The sequence below is a fragment of the Ruminococcus sp. genome (assembly GCF_017549005.1).
In the GTDB taxonomy this organism is placed as follows: domain Bacteria; phylum Bacillota; class Clostridia; order Oscillospirales; family Ruminococcaceae; genus Ruminococcus.
In genome coordinates, this window is record NZ_JAFYYT010000008.1 from 57,603 (window position 1) to 82,661 (window position 25,059).

Annotated in this window: 24 protein-coding genes; 16 read left to right on the plus strand and 8 right to left on the minus strand. The window is 48.5% G+C overall.

Annotation, left to right across the window (positions count from 1 at the left end):
* Window positions 1–36 precede the first annotated feature (36 nt).
* From IKW96_RS03990 to IKW96_RS04020, 7 genes are all read left to right on the plus strand, one after another.
* Window positions 37–930 carry a hypothetical protein gene (locus IKW96_RS03990; RefSeq protein ID WP_296570591.1) on the plus strand — a complete coding sequence of 298 codons (894 nt, stop codon included), beginning with the start codon at window positions 37–39 and terminating at the stop codon, window positions 928–930.
* A gap of 14 nt (window positions 931–944) precedes the next feature.
* Window positions 945–2,552, plus strand: coding sequence for a DNA polymerase III subunit gamma/tau (gene dnaX, locus IKW96_RS03995; protein WP_296570594.1), 1,608 nt, complete (start codon window positions 945–947; stop codon window positions 2,550–2,552).
* 75 nt (window positions 2,553–2,627) lie between these two features.
* Entirely contained in the window at window positions 2,628–2,978 is a 351-nt protein-coding gene (locus tag IKW96_RS04000) for a YbaB/EbfC family nucleoid-associated protein (RefSeq protein ID WP_296570599.1), read from the plus strand.
* Window positions 2,979–2,984: 6 nt separating this feature from the next.
* Complete coding sequence (gene recR / locus IKW96_RS04005; protein ID WP_296570602.1) at window positions 2,985–3,587, plus strand: recombination mediator RecR; 603 nt, start codon at window positions 2,985–2,987, stop codon at window positions 3,585–3,587.
* Between the two features lie 76 nt (window positions 3,588–3,663).
* Window positions 3,664–4,374, plus strand: coding sequence for an AzlC family ABC transporter permease (locus IKW96_RS04010; protein ID WP_296570605.1), 711 nt, complete (start codon window positions 3,664–3,666; stop codon window positions 4,372–4,374).
* Window positions 4,371–4,670, plus strand: coding sequence for an AzlD domain-containing protein (locus tag IKW96_RS04015; RefSeq protein ID WP_296570608.1), 300 nt, complete (start codon window positions 4,371–4,373; stop codon window positions 4,668–4,670). Before IKW96_RS04010 ends, IKW96_RS04015 begins: the two co-directional genes overlap by 4 nt.
* A gap of 13 nt (window positions 4,671–4,683) precedes the next feature.
* Window positions 4,684–5,169 carry a hypothetical protein gene (locus tag IKW96_RS04020; protein ID WP_296570611.1) on the plus strand — a complete coding sequence of 162 codons (486 nt, stop codon included), beginning with the start codon at window positions 4,684–4,686 and terminating at the stop codon, window positions 5,167–5,169.
* Window positions 5,170–5,205: 36 nt separating this feature from the next.
* Here the strand turns inward: IKW96_RS04020 and IKW96_RS04025 are convergent, their stop codons facing one another.
* Both IKW96_RS04025 and IKW96_RS04030 read right to left on the minus strand, forming a co-directional pair.
* The gene (locus IKW96_RS04025) at window positions 5,206–6,096 is read right to left on the minus strand and encodes a YitT family protein (RefSeq protein ID WP_296570614.1); all 891 of its coding nucleotides are present in this window, start codon (window positions 6,094–6,096) and stop codon (window positions 5,206–5,208) included.
* 69 nt (window positions 6,097–6,165) lie between these two features.
* A complete protein-coding gene (locus IKW96_RS04030) occupies window positions 6,166–6,384 on the minus strand; it encodes a hypothetical protein (protein WP_296570618.1) in 219 nt (72 codons plus the stop codon).
* Window positions 6,385–6,625: 241 nt separating this feature from the next.
* Between IKW96_RS04030 and IKW96_RS04035 the strand changes: the two genes are divergently transcribed.
* Window positions 6,626–7,600, plus strand: coding sequence for a helix-turn-helix transcriptional regulator (locus IKW96_RS04035; protein WP_296570621.1), 975 nt, complete (start codon window positions 6,626–6,628; stop codon window positions 7,598–7,600).
* Between the two features lie 66 nt (window positions 7,601–7,666).
* Here the strand turns inward: IKW96_RS04035 and IKW96_RS04040 are convergent, their stop codons facing one another.
* A complete protein-coding gene (locus IKW96_RS04040) occupies window positions 7,667–8,452 on the minus strand; it encodes a zinc ribbon domain-containing protein (protein ID WP_296570624.1) in 786 nt (261 codons plus the stop codon).
* A 147-nt stretch (window positions 8,453–8,599) separates the two neighbouring features.
* Window positions 8,600–9,850, minus strand: a complete 1,251-nt coding sequence (locus IKW96_RS04045) for a hypothetical protein (RefSeq protein ID WP_296570627.1) — start codon at window positions 9,848–9,850, stop codon at window positions 8,600–8,602.
* A 474-nt stretch (window positions 9,851–10,324) separates the two neighbouring features.
* On the opposite strand from IKW96_RS04045, the gene IKW96_RS04050 reads away from it, so the two are divergent.
* The 8 genes from IKW96_RS04050 (at window position 10,325) to IKW96_RS04085 (ending at window position 21,776) form a co-directional block, all read left to right on the plus strand.
* Entirely contained in the window at window positions 10,325–12,733 is a 2,409-nt protein-coding gene (locus tag IKW96_RS04050; RefSeq protein ID WP_296570630.1) for a glycogen/starch/alpha-glucan phosphorylase, read from the plus strand.
* Between the two features lie 27 nt (window positions 12,734–12,760).
* Window positions 12,761–14,647 (plus strand): glycoside hydrolase family 13 protein, encoded by a 1,887-nt coding sequence (locus IKW96_RS04055; RefSeq protein WP_296570633.1) that lies wholly within the window; start codon window positions 12,761–12,763, stop codon window positions 14,645–14,647.
* 147 nt (window positions 14,648–14,794) lie between these two features.
* Window positions 14,795–16,084: an MFS transporter gene (locus IKW96_RS04060; protein WP_296570636.1), complete on the plus strand. Its 1,290-nt coding sequence runs from the start codon at window positions 14,795–14,797 to the stop codon at window positions 16,082–16,084.
* Window positions 16,085–16,281: 197 nt separating this feature from the next.
* Window positions 16,282–17,619, plus strand: coding sequence for an aspartate kinase (locus tag IKW96_RS04065; RefSeq protein ID WP_296570639.1), 1,338 nt, complete (start codon window positions 16,282–16,284; stop codon window positions 17,617–17,619).
* A gap of 292 nt (window positions 17,620–17,911) precedes the next feature.
* Complete coding sequence (locus tag IKW96_RS04070) at window positions 17,912–18,889, plus strand: glycosyltransferase family 2 protein (RefSeq protein ID WP_296570644.1); 978 nt, start codon at window positions 17,912–17,914, stop codon at window positions 18,887–18,889.
* 20 nt (window positions 18,890–18,909) lie between these two features.
* Window positions 18,910–19,422, plus strand: a complete 513-nt coding sequence (locus IKW96_RS04075) for a hypothetical protein (protein ID WP_296570647.1) — start codon at window positions 18,910–18,912, stop codon at window positions 19,420–19,422.
* A 220-nt stretch (window positions 19,423–19,642) separates the two neighbouring features.
* On the plus strand, window positions 19,643–21,049 hold the full coding sequence (locus IKW96_RS04080; protein ID WP_294753979.1) for a glycine--tRNA ligase: 1,407 nt from the start codon (window positions 19,643–19,645) through the stop codon (window positions 21,047–21,049).
* A gap of 73 nt (window positions 21,050–21,122) precedes the next feature.
* Window positions 21,123–21,776: a YoaK family protein gene (locus tag IKW96_RS04085; RefSeq protein ID WP_296570650.1), complete on the plus strand. Its 654-nt coding sequence runs from the start codon at window positions 21,123–21,125 to the stop codon at window positions 21,774–21,776.
* 65 nt (window positions 21,777–21,841) lie between these two features.
* Here IKW96_RS04085 and IKW96_RS04090 read toward each other — a convergent pair whose 3' ends face one another.
* From IKW96_RS04090 to IKW96_RS04105, 4 genes are all read right to left on the minus strand, one after another.
* Window positions 21,842–22,315, minus strand: coding sequence for a DUF2726 domain-containing protein (locus IKW96_RS04090; RefSeq protein WP_296570653.1), 474 nt, complete (start codon window positions 22,313–22,315; stop codon window positions 21,842–21,844).
* A 1-nt stretch (window position 22,316) separates the two neighbouring features.
* Window positions 22,317–23,411, minus strand: a complete 1,095-nt coding sequence (locus tag IKW96_RS04095) for a hypothetical protein (RefSeq protein ID WP_296570655.1) — start codon at window positions 23,409–23,411, stop codon at window positions 22,317–22,319.
* 204 nt (window positions 23,412–23,615) lie between these two features.
* Window positions 23,616–24,554 carry a hypothetical protein gene (locus tag IKW96_RS04100; RefSeq protein ID WP_296570658.1) on the minus strand — a complete coding sequence of 313 codons (939 nt, stop codon included), beginning with the start codon at window positions 24,552–24,554 and terminating at the stop codon, window positions 23,616–23,618.
* Window positions 24,555–24,567: 13 nt separating this feature from the next.
* Complete coding sequence (locus IKW96_RS04105) at window positions 24,568–25,053, minus strand: hypothetical protein (RefSeq protein WP_296570661.1); 486 nt, start codon at window positions 25,051–25,053, stop codon at window positions 24,568–24,570.
* Window positions 25,054–25,059 lie beyond the last annotated feature (6 nt).

Genomic DNA, 25,059 nt, shown 5'->3' on the forward strand with positions numbered 1-25,059 from the left:
TTTCGGAATTTTCCTTTAGACATGGGGGTGCGTGAAATGTTCCGTTCTATCCTCGCAATGCGCGCCAAGCGCGTACTGCTGTGCATAAAGCGGTCCGTAGTCAAGGCTGCCGCTTTTGTTCCCCTGTCTCTGACAGGTATCATGATCTATGAAGCCATAAAGAATAAGGGCGGTTCTGTCCGCTGCACTGAGGTAATAGACCTTATGCTCGCCTCGTTCCTGTTCTTTATGATAGTCTTTTCTGCCGATATGATAGCCAAATACAAGGGCAAGCTCTATCACCTCTACGATGAGGATCTCATCGGCAGTGCCTTTACAGGTTTGAAGCGGAGCTCCATACTCTTTGAACAGGCTCTCGACCTGTTCCACAAGAACAACTACCGCATGGCTCTCGAACAGTTTACCGACATCGGCAACGACGGCGAGAAGCTTTCTCAGCAGGAAACGGCTCTTCTGGAGTTCTACCGCGGACGCTGCTACCATATACTGAATGTTTTTCCCAACGCTCTCATCTGCTACGAAAACGCGGAAGAGAACGGCTTCTATATCCCTGAGCTGCCTATTTTCGAGGCCCGCTGTCATGTGGGCAACGGCTACTACGAAAAAGCGGAGTCCCTTTACAAGGAGCTCATGACCAAGGATTACCGCTACCGCGACAGGATACGCTGCGAGCTGGGAAATATGTACCTAAAAATGAACGACGGCAGGACTGCCCTCAAGTGGTTCGGCGAGTCGATCGAAAAGCACGAAAACTACGCAAGCGCTGTGGGCGGAGCTGCCATAGCTCAGGCTATGCTTGGAAATACCGAGAAAAGCGCGGAGCTCTACAAGCTTGCGATACTCAACAATATAGACAATGCCGACGACTTCAAGCACTACTACCGCGGCATTATCGCCCTGAAAAAGGCGGATAAAAAGGAAGAACAGTGAAAGGAGAAGAGGCTGTGTACAAGGCACTTTACCGCAAATGGCGACCAATGACCTTCGACGACGTCATATCACAGGAATACACCACGGAAGCTCTGAAAAACCAGATCATCAGCGGCAAAACTGCCCATGCCTACCTTTTCACGGGTTCGAGAGGCACTGGTAAGACCACCTGCGCCCGTATCCTTGCAAAAGCTGTCAACTGCCGCAATATGAAGGACGGCAACCCCTGCCTCGAGTGCGACATCTGCCGTGACGCCGACAGCGGCGCCCTTACGGACATAGTTGAGATAGACGCGGCTTCAAACAACGGCGTCGACAATATCCGCGACCTACGCGACGCTGCGGTATATACTCCCGAACGCGGAGCTTTCAAGATATACATCATAGACGAGGTGCATATGCTCTCAGCAGGAGCCTTCAACGCCCTGCTGAAGATCATGGAAGAGCCGCCTCCCTACGTTAAGTTCATACTTGCCACCACCGAGATACACAAAGTCCCTGCGACTATCGTTTCACGCTGTCAGCGCTACGACTTCCGCAGGATAAAGCCCGAGGACATCGCAAAGCGCATAAGCTATATCGCTTCACAGGAGGATATAAACCTCACCGAGGACGGCGCGGCTATGATAGCAAAGCTTGCGGACGGCGGTATGCGTGACGCAGTATCGCTACTTGACCAGTGCTCGGTATGCGCCGAAAAAATAGACGCGGAAGCGGTCTCCAACGCCGCAGGCATAGCAGGAAGGGACTATCTTTACGATCTGCTTGACGCCATAACGGACTCGGATACGGCAAAGGCGCTGTCAATTACGGCTTCGCTCTACGATATGTCCAAGGACCTCGCAAGGCTCTGCGACGAGCTCATCATGCAGTTCCGCAACGTCATGCTCATAAAGGCTTCTCCCGAAAATGCGGAAAAGCTCATAGTGTGTATGCCCGACGAGCTTCAGCGCTTAAAGGCTGCCGCCGAAAAGAGCGACCTCTCCGCAGTAATGGACAGGCTCTCCGCTCTGCAGGAGTGCAGGGACCGTATGCAGAACGCCATGAACAAGCGCGTGGAGTTCGAGATGTCCCTCATAAAACTTTGCGGAAATGTAAAGAATACACCCGAAAGTATTGACAATTCCGAAATTTATGATAAAATAAAACAGTTAGAGGATAAGATAAATTCAGCTCCGAGAGCTGTGCAGAATGCGGCACATATGCCCGAACAGCCCGAAATACTGGAGGCGAGCGCGGCTCCTGCCGACGAGAAGATAATCCCCACGGTAGACCTGAAAAAGCTTAGACCCGAGGATATCCGCCCCTGCGACCGCTGGGGAGAGATACTGGACGAGTTCAAGCAGATAAATCCTGCCGTTGCAGGAAGCCTTGACGGCTCATTCGCAGGCACAGCAGGGAATTATATCTTCATCACCGCTCAGAACCGCTTCTTCATGGACCTCTTCAAGGTCAAGGAGAATGCAGCCTCACTTGGAGCGGCTATCGCTAAAGTGCTGGGACAGCGCTTCATAATCAAGGCGAAATGCGCCACAACTGTCACAGAACAGAAAAATCTTGCGGAAAGTCTCATAAAAAAGGCTGTCGAAAGCCAGATAGAGACCTCCGTGGAGAACCAGTAAAGCTTCAAAAGCAAATATAACTTTGCTTGATATAAAATTTTTAAAAGAAACCATTTTTTCAAAGGAGAATTTAAAATGAAAGCAAGAATACCAAAGAATATCAACGGCGGCGGCGCTCAGAACATGAATCAGATGATCAAGCAGGCTCAGAAAATGCAGGATCAGATCACTGAGCTCCAGGAAGATATCGAAGCAAGAGATTTCTCTGCCACAGCAGGCGGCGGAGCTGTTGAAGTTACTATAACAGGCAAGAAGACTATCAAGTCTCTTACTCTCAAGCCCGAAGTCGTTGACCCTAACGATATAGATATGCTCCAGGATCTCATCATCAGCGCTGTAAATGAAGCTGTAAACAACGTTGAGTCCACAACAGAAAGCGAAATGGGCAAGATCACTGGCGGAGTTTCTCTCCCCGGCCTTTTCTGATAAATAATGGCTGACCACAACGCGCTCCCATTGGTCATACTGGCCGAGAAGTTCGCTTCTCTCCCCGGTATCGGCATGAAATCGGCACAGAGGCTCGCTTACCATGTCATGTCTATGGATACGGAAGCTGTGGAGGACTTCGCAAAGGCTCTCATAGACGCAAAGAAAAACGTTCACTGCTGCAAATGCTGCCAGAACCTCACGGAAAGGGATATTTGCCCTATCTGCGACGATCCTCAGCGCGACAGGAGCATTATCTGCGTCGTCGAGAACCCAAAGGACGTCACAGCCTTCGAGCGTACAAGAGAGTACGGCGGCGTGTATCACGTTCTTCATGGCCTTTTATCGCCTATGGACGGCATTACTCCCGATAAGCTCCGCGTAAAGGAGCTCCTCGCAAGAATTGCGGAGGGCGGCGTGAACGAGGTCATTATGGCAACTAATCCCACAGTGGAGGGCGACGCTACCGCTATGTATATCGCAGGCCTGCTAAAGCCAATGGGCATTAAGGTCACCCGCCTCGCTTTCGGACTGCCGGTGGGCGGTATACTCGAGTACGCCGACGAGGTAACGCTGTTCAAGGCGCTCGAAAACAGGAATGATATGTAAAAACGGGCATTAAGCCCGTTTTTTCGTAAAGTATTATATCGCTCCCACAGAGGAGCGGTACATCGGAGGAATATTTTTGAAAAGCAGATTTTTGCGCGGAATGTCCCACGGTATCCCTATTTGTCTGGGATATCTTTCAGTTTCTTTCGGATTCGGCATCCTTGCGGTCAACAAGGCAGGACTTTCCGTATTTCAGGCTTCGGTCATATCCGCAACTAACCTTACTTCCGCAGGGCAGAAGGCAGGTCTTGACGTTATTGCGGCAGGCGGAGCTATCATTGAAATGATACTGCTCCAGCTGACTATCAATATCCGCTACTCCCTTATGGCGCTTTCACTTTCGCAGAAGCTTGACAGGTACTTTACTACGCCCCACAGGCTTCTCGCCTCATACGGCATTACAGACGAGATATTCGCTGTCTGCTCGGCGCAGAAAGAGCCTCTTACCCCTGCGTATATGTACGGAATGATATTCATTTCCGCCGCAGGCTGGATAACGGGAACAGCTCTCGGAGCAGCGGCAGGTGAGCTTCTTCCCGCGTCTGTGAGCATGGCTATGGAGATAGTTCTGTACGGAATGTTCATAGCTATCGTCATTCCGCCTGCAAAAAAACAGCACGGAGTGCTCTTTGCGGCAGTTATCGCAGCTGCTCTCAGCGTTATGTTCAGGTATGCGCTGCCTGTGATAAGCGAAGGATTTGCTATTATTATTTCCGCGATCGCAGCTTCAATGCTTGCGGCTCTCATATTCCCCGTCAAGGACGGAGAGGAGGGAGCTGCACAGTGAGTTTAGCTGTATATATCGCCGTTATGGCAGGCGTGACCTACCTCATAAGAATGATACCTTTCACTTTCTTCCGGAAAAAGATAAAGTCCCGTTTTTTCAGGAGCTTTCTGTACTATATCCCCTATGCGGTGCTTTCCGCGATGACTATCCCCGCAATTTTCTACACCACCCATAATATGTGGACAGCCGCGGCAGGCACGGCAGTTGCTCTGCTGCTCGCATTCTTTGAGATGCCGCTGATAGTTGTTGCTCTTGCAGCTTCGGGAGCGGCTTTCCTGCTAAGTCTTTTCATGTGAAAGGAGCCTGACTATGCTGAAAAAGATACTCAGCAGCGAAGCCTGTGCGAAATGCAGGCTGTGCTGTATCTTCGACCGCTACGACGTATGGGAGACTCCCGTATTTACTGCGGAGCTCTGCGAAAAAATAAAAGCCGCCCGTCCTGAGGTGCAGTTTGTCACCAAGGACGGCGGCTATATATTCAGAGTGGGCGAGCTCAGGGGCGACGAGCTGTTCTCATGCCCTGCGCTCACGGAAAACGGCTGTATGCTGGGCGACGAGAAGCCCTTCGACTGCCGCATATGGCCCTATCGTATCATGGAAGTGGGCGGCAGGCGAGCCATAACCTTTGCTTCCATATGCGACGAGCTGTACCACCGCCCTCTGTCGGAGCTCGTTGGACTGCTGAAGGACGGGCTTGCAGATAAGATATTCGCCTATGCAGACGAGCACCCCGAGATAGTAAAGCCCTATTACGAGGGATATCCCGTGCTTCTTTTTGAGAGGAAACCGCTCTGAGCATTTCAAAAGCGGGTGCTTTTATCACCTTAACGCTTACGTTTTATCCTGGTTGACGGAGAAAATATCCGCAACTTCAGTAAGGGTTATGTATGCAAGAGGGTCTATTTTCTGCACTATATCCTTCATTTTCATGACCTGGAAACGGTTCACCACAAAATACAGAACCGTGCGTTCCTCTCCCGAATAGCCGCCGACTGCCTTAATGAGCGTCATTCCGCAGCCGAACTGCGCCATAAGCTCCTTTTTTATTTTGTCGGGACAGGCTGTTATTATCATCGCCGCCTTTTCACGCTGAAGTCCGTCTACTATATAATCCACGGTTTTCAGCGCCGCTCCGTAGGTCACTATGGAGTAAAGGGGCAGTATCCAGCTGTGTATGACAGCTCCGCAGATGATATAAAGTATGACGTTGTAGACCATGACAAACGTGCCGACGGACAGTCCGAGGCGCTTGGCAAATATTACCGCCATTACTTCCATGCCGTCCATAGCTCCGCCGAAGCGTATGGCAAGACCGCTGCCGACGCCCGATATCACGCCGCCGAACAGAGCGCACAGCAGCAGGTCCGTACCTGCAAGCGGTGAGGCTATGCTCACATCTATGGGCAGAACATCAGTGATCAACCACGACATCATCGAGTATACGGCTACGGTATATATCGCCGACACGGTAAAGCTCAGTCCCTGCTTTTTAAGTCCGTACAGAAACAGCGGTATATTGAGGACTATCAGGAACACAGACAGCGAAAGCGCTTCGGGCGTTACCTGAGCCAGCAGCATGGAAGTTCCCGAAATTCCGCTGTCATAGAGCTTTACAGGCATAAGGAACAGGGTTATGCCGAAAGCGTTGACCGCTCCTGCCACTGTCAGCATGAAAAATCTGAACGGACTTATTTCCTTTATGGCTTCAAGTATTTTCTTCATAAGAGCTCCCTTTTGCTTGATCTTTATAAAAAAGAGGCACTTTCATTCTGAAAATGCCTCTTTGCACGATCACTTCTTGATCTTCTCGACAATGTCGCCGACCTTGTCCTTGACCTTTTCAATATTCTCCTTGGTAGCCACCTTGCTGACCATTTCCTTTGCTTTTTCAAGATTGTCCTTGGTTGCTACCTTTGAAACTGTCTTTTCGATCTTCTCATCGGGAAGGTCTATGCCTGTTTTTTTCTCAACAAATTCTACAGCTTCTTTTACACCTTTTTTGATCTCCATAGGGGATACCTTCTTTCGATAAAATTTATATATTTATTGTATCACACTTTTTTTATAAATGCAATATTCTGATATGATTTTTTTGGTTGCAACTTTGAAATGCCCGAAAAACAGCGGATCGCAACCGGCGATTGACAAATTGTAAAGCAGAGTTGCTTGTATGTAACCGCCCGAAATGTTAGAATAAGAACATGGAAAACGAAAATGTTTCCGCAGAAAAAACTCAACGGAGGATATAAATATGATACTCGCAGACAAGATAATCGAACTAAGAAAAAAGGCAGGTATGTCTCAGGAAGAGCTTGCCGAGAAGCTCGGTGTGAGCCGCCAGTCAATATCAAAATGGGAGGGCGCTCAGTCAACTCCCGACCTCAACCGTATATTGCAGCTCGCTGAAATATTCAATGTCAGCACAGACACCCTCCTTAAAGACAGTATCGAGCTCACCGAAGCTCCTGCCGCAGCCGCCGAAGCTGCCGTAGAGACCGAGCCGCCTCTCCGCAAGGTATCAATGGAAGAAGCGAATACATTCCTTGAAGTGAACGAAAAGCGCTCATTACGCACTCCCATAGGAGTTGTCCTGTGCATATGTTGCTGTCTGCCCATTATACTTTTAGATATTTTCGAGCCCTTTATTGGAGCACCCGGTATCATCGGAGTACCGCTCATGTTTATAATGGTAGCCATTGCAGTGGGCCTGTTCATTACCTCGGGCAAGCAGATAAAGCGCTACGAGTACCTCGAAAAGGAGGGTATCGACACCGAATACGGCGTTTCGGGCATGGTAAACGAGAAAAAGGCAAAATTCGAGACAAAGCATACCCTCTTCCTTATCACAGGCGTTATCCTTTTCATAGTCTCATTCATACCCTTAATAGTTTTCACAGAGGTATTTCCCGAGAGCAGTTTCTGTGAAGCCCTCTCGCTGATGATAATGTTCGGAGCCATCGCTGTCGGCGTGGGACTTATAGTCCATGTGTCCATAAAAATGGGCGGATACAAGCGTCTTCTTGAGGAGGACGACTTCTCAAGGCAGAAAAAAGAGCGCACAAACAAAACATCGGGACCTGTTTCCTTATACTGGTGCATTATCGTTGCAGTATATCTCGCTTACAGCTTTATTACCAACGACTGGGGCAGATCGTGGATAATATGGCCTGTAGCAGCAGTCCTCACACCTGTTGTCATGGCCATTGCGGACAAGGTAAGAAAATAAGGGAACAGCCCCAGCCAACATGATATAGTTCAATAAAAGCCGCAGTTTTTACTGCGGCTTTACTGTTTATATGTTACTGCTCTGTGAGGGCGGCTGTTCTGTGGGTGGTGCTGGCTGTTCCGCAGGGGGCGGAGGCGTCGGCGGCAATACGGGCGGTTCTGCACCGCTTACCGCAGGCTGTGCGTTCTTAGTCTCCAGATAGCACGCCGCGGCTGTCGCCAATAGCATCAGCAGACACAGCAATAGTCCGAATTTCGATTTGACCTTTATGTATTTCGCATATTCTTTCGGGAAATCATAGTAACTGCGGAACGATACCCTGAAAAGAAGCAGAACAAGTGCGGAAATTCCGCTGACTATAGAAGCAAGCTTGAGATTTTTCTTTGTGAAGATCATCACAGCTGCTGCAATTCCGCCGCCGAACGCTGCAATAAGGAAGATATTCGGCTTCGGGTCTGACTTGGATTCAGAATTTGACATAACAGAGTCGTCCTTCTTTTCAATGCTGAACATAAGACGGACTCCCGAATAATTCTCCTTTATGGACTTGTCCTGAGTACAGGATACCGAAACGAACGGCAGGAAAAACGCTAAAAGCGCCACAAGCACGCAGACCTTTGCTATGAGAGCAAGAGGAAGTCCTGCTGTCTTCTGAGCTGCGAGGTCTGTTACCGAATCAGCAAGCTCCTTTACGGAAGCGCCTGCGTTAGCTGCATTTGCCGTCTGCTGGGGAGCGGCTGCCTGCGCCGTAGCTTCTGCTTTCGGTGCAGCATTTTTCGTCAGGGCTCCTCCGCATGAGGGACAAGTCTCAGAACCGTCGGGGATCTGAGTTCCACAGTGTTTGCAAAACATAATAATTACCTCCTTAATTATCATAACGGAATATTATGTCATATTTTAACATATTTTCACCATTGTGTCAAGAAGAATATATAAAAATCGTCGCCTGCGGAGAAGTGCCTGCAAAAAAGGCAGACCTGCGGTCTGCCTTTGGTTTTATCAAAGTTTCTTCTTTTCTTCCTCTATCATCTTGATGAGGTCGTCTACGGACATATTTGACGGCGACTTCTTCTTTTCGTTGCGCTCGCTCTTGTCGATGATATCCGAAATATCAGGTGTGCTGCTCTTCTTCGGCTTAGGAGCTGCTGCTGAAGGAGCAGACTGGCTTCTGAGAGGAGTTGTCTTGGGAACGTCGTTCCTTGACATTTCCGCAAGCTGGCTCTTTGAAAGGATACCGGTGTTATCTGTTACCGGCTCTGAGACTGCAGGTCTCTGAGCTGTATTTGTATTTACTGCCGCTGTGGAAGCAGAAGCCGCAGCTGCTGCCTTTACGCTGAATGAACCTGTGCGCTCGCGCTCTGCCTCGGCTGTCTTTCTGAGCATTTCTTCTCTCAGTGCGTCGGCTGTGGGAGCTGTAGATGATGAACCGCCCACGTTCTTTGCAGCAAATGTACTCTCGGCGCTGCGCTGTGCCTTGAACTGCATTGTACGCTCCTTTTCCTTCTGGTAAGGAGAATCGGGATTAACCTTCTTCTGGCTGAAGTTCTCGGCTATGGACATCTTCTTGCGCTCGAGCTCATTGCTCGGCTGAATCTCCTGTGATGGTTCAAAGAGAGGATTTGCATTCTTTTCATGGAGATTCTTCCTGCTCTCGGAAACTGCTCTCTCCTTTTCCTTCTCGTCGTACTCATAGAAGCCGAAGTCCTCGTCATCGTCGCCCTTTGAAGAAGCTATCTTTGCGATGAAGAATATCACAAGAAGTACACAGGGGAGCACGAGAAGTGCGAATATGCCCTTTATTCCCGAAGCGAACTTAATGAACGAACCTATGCCGAGACTCTGATTGTAGCCCGTACATTTTGCAAGTATCTTGTCCTTTGTAATGGACTCTTCACTTCCGACCTTCGTTGCGTCTGCGGTAATGTACTTCTGAGTACCGTCATCGGCAGTAACTATGTCGAAGATACTGAGCACCTTGAGCGTCTCGGGAGCGTCCGCAGGATAACAGAGGACGATATCGCCCTTTGATATGGTCTCGTTCTTTGCGTCAGCCGCAAGAAGTGCAGCTCCCTCCGTAACGCTGTCGCCCATGTTGTCGGTCTCTCTGACCACATAGACGTATCTGCCGAAGAGCTTCGGGGTCTTTCCGCCCGAGAACGCAATATTGATAATGATCGACAATACGATCAGAATTATGCTAAGCGCGATAAGAACAAATTTAAGTATTGAGAAGCGTTTTTCCTTTTCCATTTTACATCACCTTTACGTTTTCTTTTGTTGTCTTTTTATTTCTACACTTTTCCGGTCATATTTTTATGACCACTTTACTATTATATCACATATTTATACAAATTTCAAATATTTTTTTGAATATTTCTAAGTTTTATTTTTTAAATATATGTAAGCCGTTCTCACTCCTGTTTTTTCGTCCCGTATGTGCATATCATATATGGTGCGGACCTCGTTTTGCACAAATTGCACAATCATCATCTTCCTTGTTTCCGCATATAAAACTATTTGTTTTGTCGTTATCCGCAATATATAAATTTCGTTGACAAATATTTGTATATTAATGCACTTGAAAAAAACTTTTTTTCATAGTATAATGAATGTGTATACTGTTCGTAGAGGGATTTTCCGCTGTTTTCCGAAAGCAGGTAGTAAAATCCGAGGATATTATACGAGCAGTAATAAAGCCGTCCTGCGGCAGATTGGAGATAATTTATGGCTACTAAAAAAGCAAATCCTCTGATGGACAAGATCAAAGAAGAGTTTCCGAGAAAGCTCCAGCTTTTATACAGCGTTTCTCCCGAAGAAGCTTCAGACAAACAGGTTTACCATGTTCTCTCCTCACTGATAGTCGAGATACTTGGTGCAAAGAGGCAAAGCTTCATAAATCATACCAGCTCTGTGGGCGGCAAGCAGATATACTACCTTTCGATGGAGTTCCTCATGGGACGCTCCCTCAAGACCAGCATCTACAATCTTGAGCTTGCCGACGGAATAAAGGAAATGCTCAAGCCCTATGATATAAACCTTGAGAAGATATACAAGATGGAGCCCGACGCAGGCCTCGGAAACGGCGGCCTCGGCAGACTTGCAGCCTGCTATCTCGACGGTCTCGCGACCATGGCTTTTCCTGCAATGGGATATTCCTTATGCTATGAGTACGGAATCTTCCAGCAGAAGCTCGAGGACGGCTGGCAGACAGAGCTCCCCGACAACTGGCTCCCCGGCGGCTCGGTATGGCTCGTTCCTAAGCCCGAGCTCTCCATAGACGTCCACTTTGAGGGCGATCTCCAGGAATACTGGGACAACCAGTACCACTATATCTCTCATGTGAACTACAACACGGTAGTTGCAACTCCGTATGACCTGTACGTTTCGGGCTACGGCTCGGAGGGAGTTTCAGTGCTCCGTCTGTGGTCGGCAAAGGCTCCGAACTTCAACATGGAGATGTTCAACAGCGGCAACTACGAAGCGGCTCTCGCTCAGAACTCTGTGGCAAACGCTATTTCTAAAGTGCTTTATCCAAACGACAACCACCTGGAGGGAAAGAGTCTCCGCCTGCGTCAGCAGTACTTCCTCTGCGCGGCTTCCATAGGCGACATCGTAAGCGCTCATATGGCTGTATACGGTACTCTCGAAAACCTGGCGGACAAGGTCGCCATACACATAAACGATACCCACCCGACTCTTGCTATCCCCGAGCTCATGAGGATACTCCTTGACGACTGCGGCTACAGCTGGGAAAAATCATGGGATATCGTCACAAGGACATTCGCATATACCAACCATACAGTTATGGCAGAAGCTCTCGAAAAATGGGACGTTAACCTCGTAAAGCAGATAATCCCGAGAATTTTCTCCATCATCATCGAGATAAACAACCGCTACTGCCAGTCTCTCGCAGAGTGGAACGGCGACGACTGTGCAAAGACCTCACGTATGTCCATCGTCAAGGACAATCAGATACACATGGCTACTCTCTGCGTTGCGGCTTCACACAGCGTAAACGGCGTATCGAAGCTCCATTCCGAGATAATCAAGCAGTCCGTTTTCCATGAGGAATTCGAGCATACTCCCGAAAAGTTCAAGAACGTAACAAACGGTATCGCATACAGAAGATGGCTGTATCAGTCAAATCCTGCCCTTACAAAGCTCCTTACGGACACTATCGGTCCCAAGTTCATCAAGGACGGCGCAGAGCTTGAGAATTTCAGGAAGTTCCAGGACGATAAGGAAGTTCTCGAGAAGCTCATGGCTGTCAAGAAGGAAAACAAGGAAGCCTTTGCGAAGTACGTCAAGGCTGAATCGGGCATAGAGCTCAATACCAACAGCATTTTCGACGTGCAGGTAAAGCGTCTCCACGAATACAAGAGACAGCACCTCAACGTCATGAATATACTCACTGACTACGCTTATCTCCTCAACGACCCGGACGCTCCCTTTACGCCAAAGACCTATATCTTCGCGGCAAAGGCTGCTCCCGGCTACTACCTTGCAAAGCAGATAATCAAGATGATATGGGCTATATCCGAGGAAATAAAGCGCAACCCCAAGATAAGCGAGAAGCTTGCAGTGGTATTCCTTGAGAATTACTGCGTAACTCTCTCAGAGCACCTCATGCCTGCATCTGATGTTTCCGAGCAGATATCCCTTGCAGGAACAGAAGCTTCGGGAACAGGCAATATGAAGCTCATGCTCAACGGAGCCGTTACCCTCGGTACTCTCGACGGCGCCAACATCGAGATAAAGGAAGCCTGCGGCGACGATAATATCGTTATCTTCGGCATGACCACACCGCAGGTCAACGAACTCAGATACAGGGGCTATCACCCCAATGACTGCTACAACTACGACCCGCGCATACGCGAGGCTATCGACCGTATGTACCACGGCATAAACGGCTGCACCTTCAACGATGTGGCAAATTCGCTGAAAAACAACGATCCTTACATGGTACTCGCTGATTTTGACAGCTACAGAAAGGCTCAGCACTATATCACACAGTGCTACAACGACAAGCTCAAATGGGCTAAGATGTCCCTGAACAATATCGCAGGCGCAGGTATTTTCTCAGCAGACCGTGCTGTTACGGAATATGCAGAAAATATCTGGCACCTCAGATAAAAAATACCGATAAACGGAGTGTTTTAAATGAAACCTTTATATGACACCTGGGATCCCATGTATAAATCCATATTCGGCGCTGTAAGGCAGTATGAGACCTGCCGCTTCACCATAAGGCTGCCGAAGAACGTCCGTCCCGACTATTCTCCTGTACTGGTGCTCTTCCGAACAGGCTTCAAGGAGCGCTTTATCACCATGAACTCAGTGGAGGAGGAAGAGGACTGCATTGCATACTCGGCTGAGTACAATGCAAGATATACCGACGTTCATTTCTACTATTTCTCGTACACCGAGGGCGGTACGCGCCACTATATCAAGAGGATAAATATCCATGAGGGCGGACTTGACGCAGGAGAGATGTTCCAGCTGACGGTCTACAACAGCACCTATGAGACCCCTGATTTCCTCAAGGGCGGCGTTATGTACCAGATTTTCCCCGACCGTTTCTGCAACAGCGGCAAGCCTAAGGAGAATATCCCCGAGGGCCGTATCCTCCGCGACGACTGGGGCGGAACTCCGCTCTACAAGCCCGACGAGAACGGTCACGTATGGAACAACGACTACTTCGGCGGAGATTTCGAGGGTATAAAGTCAAAGCTCCCTTACCTGAAGGGACTGGGAGTTACCTGCATCTACCTCAATCCTATCTTTGAGGCTCACGAAAACCACCGCTACAATACGGCAAACTACATGAAGGCAGACCCTCTTCTCGGTACCAACGAGGAGTTCGAGGAGCTCTGCAAGGCTGCCGAAAGCTTCGGCATATCCATAGTTCTTGACGGAGTTTTCTCACATACGGGCGCGGACAGCGTTTACTTCAACAAGTACGGACGCTATCCGGATCTCGGCGCTTATCAGTCACAGGAAAGCCCCTATTACGACTGGTACAGCTTCATCGAATTCCCCGACGTGTACGAGGCGTGGTGGGGAATAGATACTCTCCCCAATGTTTTCGAGAACAATGAGGACTATACTGAATATATCTGCGGCGACGAAGGCGTTCTGCGCTACTGGCTGGACAGAGGCGCCGCAGGCTACCGTCTTGACGTTGCAGACGAGCTCCCCGACAAGTTCCTGGGAAATCTGAGAAAATGCGTCAAGGATTACGACAGCAGCAAGGTCATAATCGGCGAGGTATGGGAGGACGCCACAAATAAGGAGAGCTACGGCATAAAGCGCCGCTATCTTCTCGGCGACCAGCTCGACTCGGTAATGAACTACCCGTTCCGCGAAGCTATCATGAACTTCATAAAAGGCGGCAAGCCTGTCGATTTCATCAACACGGTAATGACGATCGTCGAACACTACCCTAAGCCGACTATCGACGTACTTATGAACTTTGTCTCCACTCATGATATCGAGCGCGCTATCAACCGCCTTGCAGGCGACGACTGCGAGGGCAAGAGCAAGGAGTGGATGGCAGAGCGCTACCTCACACCCGAGCAGTATGAGCACGGAAAGGAAATGCTCAAGGCAGCTATGGCTATACAGTTCTTCCTCCCCGGTGTACCGAGTATATACTACGGCGACGAGGCAGGACTTCAGGGCTATAAAGACCCATTCAACCGCCGCTGCTACCCCTGGGGAAATGAGGATACAGACCTTATCGAATACGTTTCCGAGCTCAGCCGCGTAAGAAAGTCCATACCGAGTATGCGCGACGGAATGATATTCTTCGTCATAAACGAAAAGGAGACCCACGACAGCCGTCTTATCGGCTTTGCGCGTAAGGGACAGAAACAGGAGTATATCTTCTTCATCAACAGGAGCAGCGATACGGTACAGCTCGGAAATATCAGCGGAATACTCTCGCGCTACAGCGATATACAGCCATTCTACGGCGAATATATGGACGATACTATTACGGTAAAGCCCTACGGATATACGATAATCAAGGCAAACTTCGTAAAATAAAGGAAGGTGAGCAGCTGTGAAGCTGACGATTGATGAAGCTCCATGCAAGGTCTGAGGGAACTGCATGGAGAAAAACCTGATGGCTAACGGCTTTCCCCCTCTGGCTTTGCATTTTTGACATTATACATCAAAAAGGAGCAAAGTCAAATGAAAAACGGAATAAAACAATTAAAAACATATCTCCTGCTGTGGAGCACACAGTCACTTTCTACTCTCGGAAGCTCAATGACCAGCTATGCACTGGTGCTGTGGCTCTACATGAGCAGCGGCTCGGCTCTGAAAACCGCCCTGCTCACCGTATGCTCATATGCGCCGTATGTGGCGATGAGCATATTCGCAGGAGCGCTGAGCGATAAATGGAACAAAAAGCGCACCATGCTCGTGTGCGACCTCTTCGCCGCGCTCACTACAACAGCGGCATTCCTGCTTATAAAGTCAGGCGCTCTTCAGCCGTGGCATTTATACGTGATAAACGCTTTGAACGGGCTTATGAACACTGTTCAGCAGCCTGCAAGCGAAGTCGCGGCAACTCAGCTGATACCAAAGGAGCACTACCAGAAAACAGGGGCTCTGCGGTCTCTTTCGCAGTCGCTCAATACTATCCTCACCCCTGTACTGGCAACTCCGCTGTTTGCATTCGGCGGTATATCGGCAGTTATAGCTGTTGACCTTGTCACGTTTTCGGCAGCTTTCATAACGCTTCTGCTGTTCATACCGATACCTGAACCGAAAAACGGGGAAAAAGACAGGGAATCCCTTATTTCCTCGGCAAAGGCAGGACTCTCATGGCTGAAAGCAAATCCGCTCATACTTAAACTGATATTCTTTCTGTCAGGCATAAACCTCATAGCTTCGGCTTATAATGCGGCACTGTCGCCTATGGTACTGTCAAGGGCGGCAGGAGGCAGGAACGTTCTCGGCGCAGTTAACTTCTGCGCGGGAGCTGCGGCTTTTGCAGGGAGCTTCATTGCTTCTGCGACTCCTGCCCCGAAAAACCGCGTAAAAGCTATATGCCTTTCGCTGTTCTGCTCAATGAGCACGGAGAATTTCCTCCTTGCATTCAGCGGTTCGCCTGTAGTATGGTGCACAGGAGCAGTCCTCGGCTGGCTTTTCATACCGTATATGGGCGCAAATCTTGACGTTATACTCAGAAGCACTATACCTGCGGAAATGCAGGGGCGCGTGTACGCCTGCCGCAATACCTTGCAGTTTTTCACCATACCCATAGGCTACCTGACGGGCGGAGCTCTCATCGACAGGTTCTTTGAGCCGCTTATGTCACGGCAGACGGACGGAAGCTTCCTTGTATCGCTGTTCGGCAGCGAAAAGGGCTCGGGAGCGGCTGTGTTCCTTGCTTTCCTCGGCTTCGCGGGAGTTGCGGTGTGTACGGTGTTCAGCCTCATGCTGCACAGCGAGAACAGCAGGAAATACGAATAAAAATATCAATAATATGCGGAGTTAAACTCCGCATATCTTCGCCCCAAAGCTGTCCGTCAGTGGCGTACAAGCGTATTCACCAAAAATACAGTTTGCCATTCGCCTAATTTTGGCTTTCTGTCAATTGATTTCAGGAACAAAAAGGCATATAATAGATATTGCTATAAAATTATCAATGTTATAAAGGAATGATATATATGAATAATAAAGTCGTTAAGTTCGGCGGAAGCTCCCTTGCAGACGCCAACCAGTTCAGAAAGGTCGCAGCTATCATAAAGAGCGACGACAAGCGCAGATACGTTGTTCCGTCAGCTCCCGGAAAGCGCTTTTCCGACGATATAAAAATAACAGATATGCTCTATAAGTGCAGCGAGCTCGCAGGCAGCGGCATGGACTTCTCAAAGGATTTCCAGGTCATCAGGGACCGCTACAACGGCATTATTTCCGAGCTCGGCATGGATATGTCCCTCGACGATGAGTTCGACGCTATCGTTAAGGAGCTCAAGAACCGCCCTGCAAAGGATTTCGCAGCAAGCCGCGGCGAGTACCTCAACGGTAAGGTCCTCGCAAATTACCTCGGCTTCAACTTCGTTGACGCTGCTGATGTTATAATATTCGATACGAACGGAGTCCTTCTCCTGGACGAGACAGTAAAGGCTGTACGCGAAAGGCTGAAGGGACTGGACAATGCAGTTATCCCGGGCTTCTACGGAAGAACTACAGAGGGCTTCATAAAGACATTTTCACGCGGCGGCTCGGACGTTACAGGCTCTATCATCGCAAACGCGGTCAAAGCCGAGATATACGAGAACTGGACCGACGTTTCGGGATTCCTCGTTGCAGACCCGAGAATAGTTGACAAGCCCGATGTTATCGAGGTCATCACATACCGTGAACTCCGCGAGCTGGCTTACATGGGAGCCTCCGTGCTCCACGAGGACGCTATTTTCCCTGTCCGCTCGGCAGATATACCGATAAATATCAGAAATACCAATGCTCCCGAGGACGCAGGTACTATGATCGTCGGCAACGATTTCGATTTCAGCAGGGAAAGCGTAAAGCATACTATCACAGGTATCGCAGGCAAGAAGGGCTTCAGCACTATCAATATCGAAAAGGCTATGATGAACAACGAGACAGGCTTCGGTATGAAGGTACTCAAGGTGCTCTATGACAACGGTCTTTCCTTCGAGCATATGCCCTCTGGTATCGATACCATGAGCATTACCGTAAGCACGGAAAAGCTCGATCCTGTACGCGACAAGGTGCTCGCAGACCTCCGCAAGGCAGTTGATCCCGACCACCTCGAGATAGAGGACGGTATAGCTCTCCTCGCTGTAGTCGGACGCAGAATGAAGAACACAAGAGGTACCGTTGCACGTATCTTCGCTTCTATGGCTCATGCGCGCATCAACGTAAAGATGATTGACCAGGGCTCCAGCGAGCTCAACGTAATCATCGGCGTAAGCGAGAACGACCTCCCCGAGGCTATCCGCAGGATATACGATATGTTCATCAATTCCGAAAAGAAGTAAGAAGAACTAAGAGCTAAGAACTAAGAACTATGTAGGGGCGCACAGTGTGCGCCCCTTTTTTACGTGAAAAGTCTTTCTGTAAAGGAACTGACAGCTTTTATGGCACAGAACGCCCTATATTGACATATTTATCCTGTTGTGATATACTTTTATTATTGTTATTGCGGCGTTAAAGCGGACTGCCGGAGGCAGCCCCTGCAATGCTGATGTTTATTTCGGAACGCCGAGGCGGCGTTGTCTGCCGATTACTATGCACTGATCACTAATTACTCATAAAAGGAAAGGAATAATTATGGATTCGCCCGAAATATTATATATGGTAGTTCCGTGCTATAACGAGCATGAAGTGCTCAGACAGACTGCGGAACAGCTCAGAAACAAATACAATTCACTTATGGCGGAAAAGCTCATTTCTCCCGAAAGCCGCATTGTCTTCGTAAACGACGGCTCTTCCGACGAGACATGGAGAATCATAAAGGAGATCCATGAAGCCTGGCCGAACCTCTTTTCGGGTATAGATCTCGCCCACAACAGCGGCCATCAGAACGCCGTTCTCGCAGGTCTCATGACAGTAAAGGATATCTGCGATATGTGCATTACTATGGACGCAGACCTGCAGGACGATATCAATACCATCGACGAAATGGTCAAGAAATACTACGAGGGCAATCAGGTGGTCTACGGCGTGAGAAGCGCAAGGGATACCGATACCTTCTTCAAGAAGTTCACCGCCGAGGGCTTTTACAAGTTCATGAAGGTAATGGGCGCGGACGTGGTCTATAACCACGCGGACTTCCGTCTCATGAGCAGGAGAGTCCTGCAGGAGCTCGCCAATTTCAAGGAAGTAAACCTCTTCCTCCGCGGAATGGTACCCCTTATCGGCTTCCAGAACTGCAAGGTATACTACGAGCGCCACGAAAGAGCCGCAGGCGAAAGCAAGTATCCCCTGAAAAAAATGCTCGCCTTTGCCGTGAACGGTATAACCTCGTTCAGCACTAAGCCCCTGAAGCTGATCACAGCTCTCGGACTCATCATGTCCGTCGCAAGCTTCTTTGCATTTGTATGGGCGTTTATCACTAAGATATTCGGCTATACTGAGCTTGGCTGGTCAAGTACGATATGCTCCATATGGCTCATAGGCGGCCTGCAGCTGTTCTGTCTCGGTATCATCGGCGAGTACATCGGCAAGATATACGCCGAGGTCAAGCAGCGCCCGAGATACATAATCGCGGAGTTTCTCAGCGATACCAATAAAAAAGAAGAAAAATGATACGATAAGGAGGTCTCCGAATGGACGCTGTAAAAAATGCAATGGGAATTATTCTGTTATATCTGCCTGTACCTGCGGTGATCGCAATAGTTATCGCTGTGGTACTGATGATAAAATGGAAAATAAAAAAAGCCGTTCTGAAAATTATCCTTGCTGCTGCCGCTTCAGTTGCCGTTATCTGGTTCTTAGGTCCGTTCACAAAGGGACCTCATGCAACTTTCACATGGAAACATATAATTAAAACGGAAACTCTCAGTAAGGAAGAAGTATACGACGCTATGGAAATATGCAAGGATTTTTTCCGCAATAATGAAGCTGATAATAATCGCTGGCTTCAGGAACTTCAATTTGAAGAAAACGAACAGAGCCATTTCTTTTCAGACTTTGATAATTCTGAGCGGATCATTATAACTCCAAAGATAAAAAACGGTTACTTCTTTTATGAAGACTTTATGTCCCAAAGTGTCGAGTTCTGCCTCAAGCGTGAAAACGGCGGAGAATGGAGCTTGGTTTATCAAAACGACTTAGACTGATACATCACAGCGCAGTTTATCTGCGCTGTTTTTGCTTGCGGCGTTACCTGCAAAAATGCCTGACATTTCATTGAATACAGGCTGAATATCACTGTTTTTTCCGCCGAAATGCGGGAAAAACTTTAAAAAGCTCCCTAAATCATGATTACTCTTGACTTTTTCGCGCGTTTGCGGTACAATATTATGTGACTATTATAAAATAAAAGCGAGGTTGCTTATTATGCTTAAAAACAATGAAAAAGTAATGGATAAGATCGTTGACCTTTGTAAATCAAAGGGCTTTGTTTACCCGGGCTCCGAGATCTACGGCGGTCTTGCAAATACATGGGACTACGGCCCTCTCGGCGTTGAGCTCAAGAACAACATCAAGAGAGCATGGATGAAAAAATTCGTACAGGAGAACAAGTACAACGTAGGTCTTGACTCCGCTATCCTCATGAACCCACAGACTTGGGTCGCTTCGGGACATATCGGCGGTTTCTCAGACCCCCTCATGGACTGTAAGGAGTGCAAGACACGTCACCGTGCGGACAACCTCATCGAGGACTTCGACGGCACAAACGTTGCAGGCTGGTCAAACGAGCAGATGATGAACTACATAAAGGAAAAAGGCATTACCTGCCCTAACTGCGGCAAGCAGAACTTCACTGATATCCGTCAGTTCAACCTTATGTTCAAGACATTCCAGGGCGTTACTGAGGACAGCAAGTCCGAGCTCTATCTCCGTCCCGAAACTGCACAGGGTATCTTCGTAAACTTCGCTAATATACAGAGAACTACACGTAAAAAGGTGCCATTCGGTGTTGCTCAGGTAGGTAAGTCCTTCCGTAACGAGATAACTCCCGGCAACTTCATCTTCCGTGTACGTGAATTCGAGCAGATGGAGCTTGAATTCTTCTGCAAGCCGGGTACAGACCTTGAATGGTTCGACTACTGGAGAAGCTACTGCAAGAACTTCCTCCTCTCACTGGGTCTCAAGGAGGAGAATCTCCGTCTCCGTGACCACGACAAGGAGGAGCTCTGCTTCTATTCAAAGGCAACTACAGACTTCGAGTACCTCTTCCCATTCGGCTGGGGCGAGCTCTGGGGCGTTGCAGACAGAACAGACTACGACCTCACCCAGCATATCAATACAAGCGGCAAGTCCCTTGAATACTTCGACCCCGAGACAAACGAGAAGTATATCCCTTACGTTATCGAACCTTCTCTCGGCGTAGAGAGACTCTTCCTCTCAGTTGTCACCGAGGCTTACGACGAGGAAGAGATAGTTTCCACTGACAAGGACGGAAACGAGAAGAAGGAAACAAGAACAGTTATGCACTTCCACCCTGCACTTGCTCCTTTCAAGGCTGCTGTTCTTCCGCTGGTAAAAAAGCTCTCGCCAAAGGCTGAGGAAGTATACGATATGCTTTCCAAGAAGTTCATGGTAGACTTCGACGAGGCAGGTACTATCGGTAAGAGATACCGCCGTCAGGACGAGATAGGAACTCCTTTCTGCATCACATACGACTTCGATACTCTCGAAAAGGACAACTGCGTAACAGTCCGCGACCGTGACACAATGCAGCAGGAAAGAGTAAATATCAACGACCTCGTTGCTTATCTTGAAGCTAAAATGGTATTCTGATAAAAAAAACTTCATAAAATCATTATAAGCCATCGTTCCTCGCGTACTATGGCTTATTTAACAGGAGAGACATATGCAGACATCGGAGAGCTTTGCATTAAGCGCATTATTGTCCTTTTCGGGCGGCTTGCAGGACGCATATACCTATAACATAAGGGGAAAAGTATTTGCCAACGCTCAGACGGGAAACGTAGTCCTCATGAGTCAGAACTTCATGACAGGCGAAATACACAGGGGACTGCGCTATATGTGTCCGCTTATCGCCTTTGCGCTTGGTATTTTCATAGCCGAAAGGATAGAGAACAAATACAAGGATATAAAGTCTCTCCACTGGAGACAGATAATCATTATCATCGAGATGATAGTCCTCGCTGCTGTGGGATTTATGCCATCGGCACTTGATATGCCCGCGAATATGATGGTATCCTTTGCCTGCGCCATGCAGGTACAGACATTCAGAACGGTCAGGGGTTACGGCTACGCAAGCACCATGTGCATAGGCAACCTCAGAAGCGGTACGGAAAGCTTTTCGCAGTTCCTCCGTGATAAGAACAGGGACGCATTGTACAAGTCCCTGCATTTCTTCGGTATCATACTGTTTTTTGCTGTAGGCGCAGGCTTCGGCGGAGTTGTTTCTGCTATGCTCGGCATGAGAACTATATGGATATCAGTGGGACTCCTCCTCTTAGCCGCTATTATGATGATACAGAAAAAGGTAAAGATATAACAAAAGGACTGCTATAGCAGTCCTTTTTCTGTTATTCTGTCATAAAGGACGGATAATATCCGCTCCTACATACTTAGAAATTCCTTGATAACATCAAGATCGCCGTAGGTTCTCAGGAGAGTATAGCCTGTATTTTCAAGGACTGCGTTCACAAAGTCGTCTCTCTCGATACGGTCGGGGCGCGAATGTGAAGTATCGTCCAGCTCTATAAGCGCTACTATAGCTGTTTCATCATCGGCAAGGGCAAAGTCTATGTGCTTTGCCTTTATTTTATTGAAGCACTCCATCCAGTAGGGATTTTCTGCTTTCGGCTTCGGCTCGATAAGGTCCGCCAGCCTCACCTTTGTATAAATACTGAGCCCGTACTCGTCCGCGAGGGGCTTCAGGATCTTGTAAAACTCGTACTCTCTGTCCGTAAGTATGGTCTTTGCAGTGAAAAGCTTTGTTATATCAGGTCTGCGGACTCGTCTGTATACCCATACAGCAAAAGCTGCCACACATATCAGAAACAGGAGCGCAAGCACTTCGTTTCCGCTCATATCACTTGTCGGAGTGTATCATGTCCACGACCTTGCCGTTTTCGTCTATTTCCGCAAGACTGTGGCGGAAAGCTCCCGAGCCGCCGCTTACAAAGAGCCTGTCGCCGACTGTGCAGACGCCGTCGATGAAATCGGTGTTTTCAAGGTCTGATGCTTTCAGTATCTCCACGGTCTTTCCATCCTTGTCAACGACGGATACGCCTGCTGTTACCGCGCAGTACAGCTTATCCTTGTAAAAGCAGTAGCTTATGCAGCCCTTGTCCGTAACAGCTTCCTCATTGCCGCCCGAAAGCGTACTGCGCCAAAGTCGCTGATTTTTGATATAATAAAGGCTGTCTCCCACGATATACGGGCTGTTTCCCGAATTTATCTCGGTGAACCCGCCTTTTTCGTCAAAAATGCGGATATGCTCATTAATGCTTATGCGATAGGTGCAGAGAAGCGATTTTTTACCGTTTATCTCAGCAATTCCCACTATACGGGCATTTTTGTACTCAAGCTCGTACTTCTTGTCCGAGAGCTTTCCCGAATAGTCCATAGACTTTATGACCGTGCCGCTGTCAGCAGGGCAGGCGAAGTACACAGTGTCCTCCGTGAAGTAAAACTCATCACGCTCAGGTGCGGAATCGTCCTTTCTTGCGGTCTCTGCGCTGAGAGGCTTTGACTTTCCGTCCCTGTACTCGCAGATACCCTTATCGGGAGCGTAGTAATAGAGCTTGCTTCCGTCAGTGTGGAGCATAAGGCTCTTTGAGGGGAACGGGAGCTCCTCGGTATGTCCCTTGCGGTCGTCGAGAACATACACTTCTTCAGAGCCGTCCTTTCCCGATAAATAGATGTATTCGCCCTTATCGGTCATATACAGGTACTGAGGGCGGTTCAGCTCGGAAACGGCTGAAGGCTGCCCGAAATCCTCCGGATTGTCCTTTTTCGGCTTGGAAGTGACCTTTTCTGCAGTCGTTTCGTTCTCTGCCGAATAGGTCGCCTCCGTAACCGTCTCAGGAGCGCTGTTGTCGGTGGTGTTATGGTCTGAACAAGCCGTAACAAGGGGAGCTGCGAGGAAAGCGCCCAGAACGGCTGCGGCAATGCGATTTTTCATACATATTCCCTTTTTCTTTTAAAATGTTGGTTACACTTTTGACGTTCAAAGGCTGAGAAACTGGTATTATCAGCAATTGCAAACGTCGGCAACCGGTAAACTATTTCAAGTATAATTATATCACCCGTAAAGTACAATGTCAAAGAAAAACGCCGAAAACTCCCTTATACAATAAAAAGGACCGCTTTGAACGGTCCTTTTTGGTCATGTTGTGGATTCTTCCTCGGGTTCGAGGAGGATATTCTCATCGGGGATATCGGTGGCAGCAGCCTCAAAGTCATATTCCGTAAATTTGTCGACCTTTTTCATCTTCAGAATGAACCTGCTTTCCTTGTTCTCATTGTCAAGAACAAGCGTATCGCCCTTGATATTCATCACAAAGCCCTCCATATCGCTCCAGAGGTAAAGCTGCTCCTTTTTCTCGGGTTCCCATTTATATACCTGAGAGGAGTTGAGTATCGACATGGAAGCGGTATTGTCCTTGTTCATTTCAAGCTGGAACGACACATTTACGGGATAATCGCCGAGGGCATCGGTATAGACCTCTTCGCCCATAGTTATCTCTGTGGCTTCCCATTTGCCCATGAACCTGCTGTAATCCACCTTGTCGAGACCTGCCTCTGTAGTAGTCTCAACAGAGGTGAACTCGCTTACGGGCAGGAGATAGTAAACGTCGGATTCATCGCCGTAATACGGGGTAGTCATGGTCATTTCGCCCTGACTTACGGTACAGTCAAAGCTCTCGTCGGGGCTTCTCATATGGAGCACGTCGTTTCCGTCCTCGTCAACGGTTATGCCCCAGTTATACTCCATGACCCTCTCTTTTCCGTGGGGATTGAGGTTGTCATAGTATTTTGCCTTATTATCGTCGGTTATCTCAAGTCTGCATACTGAGCTGAGAAGATAGTCCTCATAGAAAGTCTCGTATATCTCGCCGTTGACCTTGACCTTGTAGGTCTCCCACTTTCCGAGGAACTGCTTTCCCGTATTGTCGATATTATCCGTATTTACAGCAGTTGTCGTCACAGCCTCTGTAACGGACTGCCCGTTATTGTCGTTGTTCGTCTTTTTCTTATTATCGCAGCCGCAGAAAACTCCTGCAAGCAGGACGGCTGACAAGCTGAAACAAATTATCCTTCTCATATATGCTCCTTTTTTACTGCGTTATACCGAAATTCTGTATCGCGCTTGCTGCGGCGTTGAGAGCGTCGGGGTCTATCTCCGTAAATTCGTCCACCTTTACAAGGTCTATCGACGAGCCGTTTTCCTCGATGACGAGTTTTCCGTCCTTATATTTCAGATTCATTGTCTCAGGGTCGTTCTTGCCCGTGAGGTCCTTTACTGTGAACTGCAATACGTCTGTCTCTGTCTCTTTCCACTTTATTTCGGTATTTTCGTTTGCGTTGTTTATTATGTCGTTATTTACTGCGGACTTCCATGTTACCTTTCCGTTGTCCTCTATCTCAAAGCGGAACAGCGCCCCGAGAGGGATACCCATGAATTTTTCCGTAGTCTCGCCGTTAACGGTAAGTCCCGTAGCTTCCCACTTGCCGATATACTTCGGATCGCGCTTTTCTCCGCAGCTGACTGCGAATATCAGCATAAGAAGCGCTGCAAGTGTCAGTGATATTATCCTTTTCATGTTATT

Bases quoted from the DNA above. Each gene is read 5' to 3' on its own strand.
- IKW96_RS03990 (WP_296570591.1), top strand. From the start codon at position 37: ATGTTCCGTTCTATCCTCGCAATGCGCGCCAAGCGCGTACTGCTGTGC.
- IKW96_RS04000 (WP_296570599.1), top strand. From the start codon at position 2,628: ATGAAAGCAAGAATACCAAAGAATATCAACGGCGGCGGCGCTCAGAAC.
- recR (WP_296570602.1), top strand. From the start codon at position 2,985: ATGGCTGACCACAACGCGCTCCCATTGGTCATACTGGCCGAGAAGTTC.
- IKW96_RS04020 (WP_296570611.1), top strand. From the start codon at position 4,684: ATGCTGAAAAAGATACTCAGCAGCGAAGCCTGTGCGAAATGCAGGCTG.
- IKW96_RS04025 (WP_296570614.1), bottom strand. From the start codon at position 6,096: ATGAAGAAAATACTTGAAGCCATAAAGGAAATAAGTCCGTTCAGATTT.
- IKW96_RS04030 (WP_296570618.1), bottom strand. From the start codon at position 6,384: ATGGAGATCAAAAAAGGTGTAAAAGAAGCTGTAGAATTTGTTGAGAAA.
- IKW96_RS04035 (WP_296570621.1), top strand. From the start codon at position 6,626: ATGATACTCGCAGACAAGATAATCGAACTAAGAAAAAAGGCAGGTATG.
- IKW96_RS04040 (WP_296570624.1), bottom strand. From the start codon at position 8,452: ATGTTTTGCAAACACTGTGGAACTCAGATCCCCGACGGTTCTGAGACT.
- IKW96_RS04045 (WP_296570627.1), bottom strand. From the start codon at position 9,850: ATGGAAAAGGAAAAACGCTTCTCAATACTTAAATTTGTTCTTATCGCG.
- IKW96_RS04050 (WP_296570630.1), top strand. From the start codon at position 10,325: ATGGCTACTAAAAAAGCAAATCCTCTGATGGACAAGATCAAAGAAGAG.
- IKW96_RS04055 (WP_296570633.1), top strand. From the start codon at position 12,761: ATGAAACCTTTATATGACACCTGGGATCCCATGTATAAATCCATATTC.
- IKW96_RS04060 (WP_296570636.1), top strand. From the start codon at position 14,795: ATGAAAAACGGAATAAAACAATTAAAAACATATCTCCTGCTGTGGAGC.
- IKW96_RS04065 (WP_296570639.1), top strand. From the start codon at position 16,282: ATGAATAATAAAGTCGTTAAGTTCGGCGGAAGCTCCCTTGCAGACGCC.
- IKW96_RS04070 (WP_296570644.1), top strand. From the start codon at position 17,912: ATGGATTCGCCCGAAATATTATATATGGTAGTTCCGTGCTATAACGAG.
- IKW96_RS04075 (WP_296570647.1), top strand. From the start codon at position 18,910: ATGGACGCTGTAAAAAATGCAATGGGAATTATTCTGTTATATCTGCCT.
- IKW96_RS04080 (WP_294753979.1), top strand. From the start codon at position 19,643: ATGCTTAAAAACAATGAAAAAGTAATGGATAAGATCGTTGACCTTTGT.
- IKW96_RS04085 (WP_296570650.1), top strand. From the start codon at position 21,123: ATGCAGACATCGGAGAGCTTTGCATTAAGCGCATTATTGTCCTTTTCG.
- IKW96_RS04090 (WP_296570653.1), bottom strand. From the start codon at position 22,315: ATGAGCGGAAACGAAGTGCTTGCGCTCCTGTTTCTGATATGTGTGGCA.
- IKW96_RS04095 (WP_296570655.1), bottom strand. From the start codon at position 23,411: ATGAAAAATCGCATTGCCGCAGCCGTTCTGGGCGCTTTCCTCGCAGCT.
- IKW96_RS04100 (WP_296570658.1), bottom strand. From the start codon at position 24,554: ATGAGAAGGATAATTTGTTTCAGCTTGTCAGCCGTCCTGCTTGCAGGA.
- IKW96_RS04105 (WP_296570661.1), bottom strand. From the start codon at position 25,053: ATGAAAAGGATAATATCACTGACACTTGCAGCGCTTCTTATGCTGATA.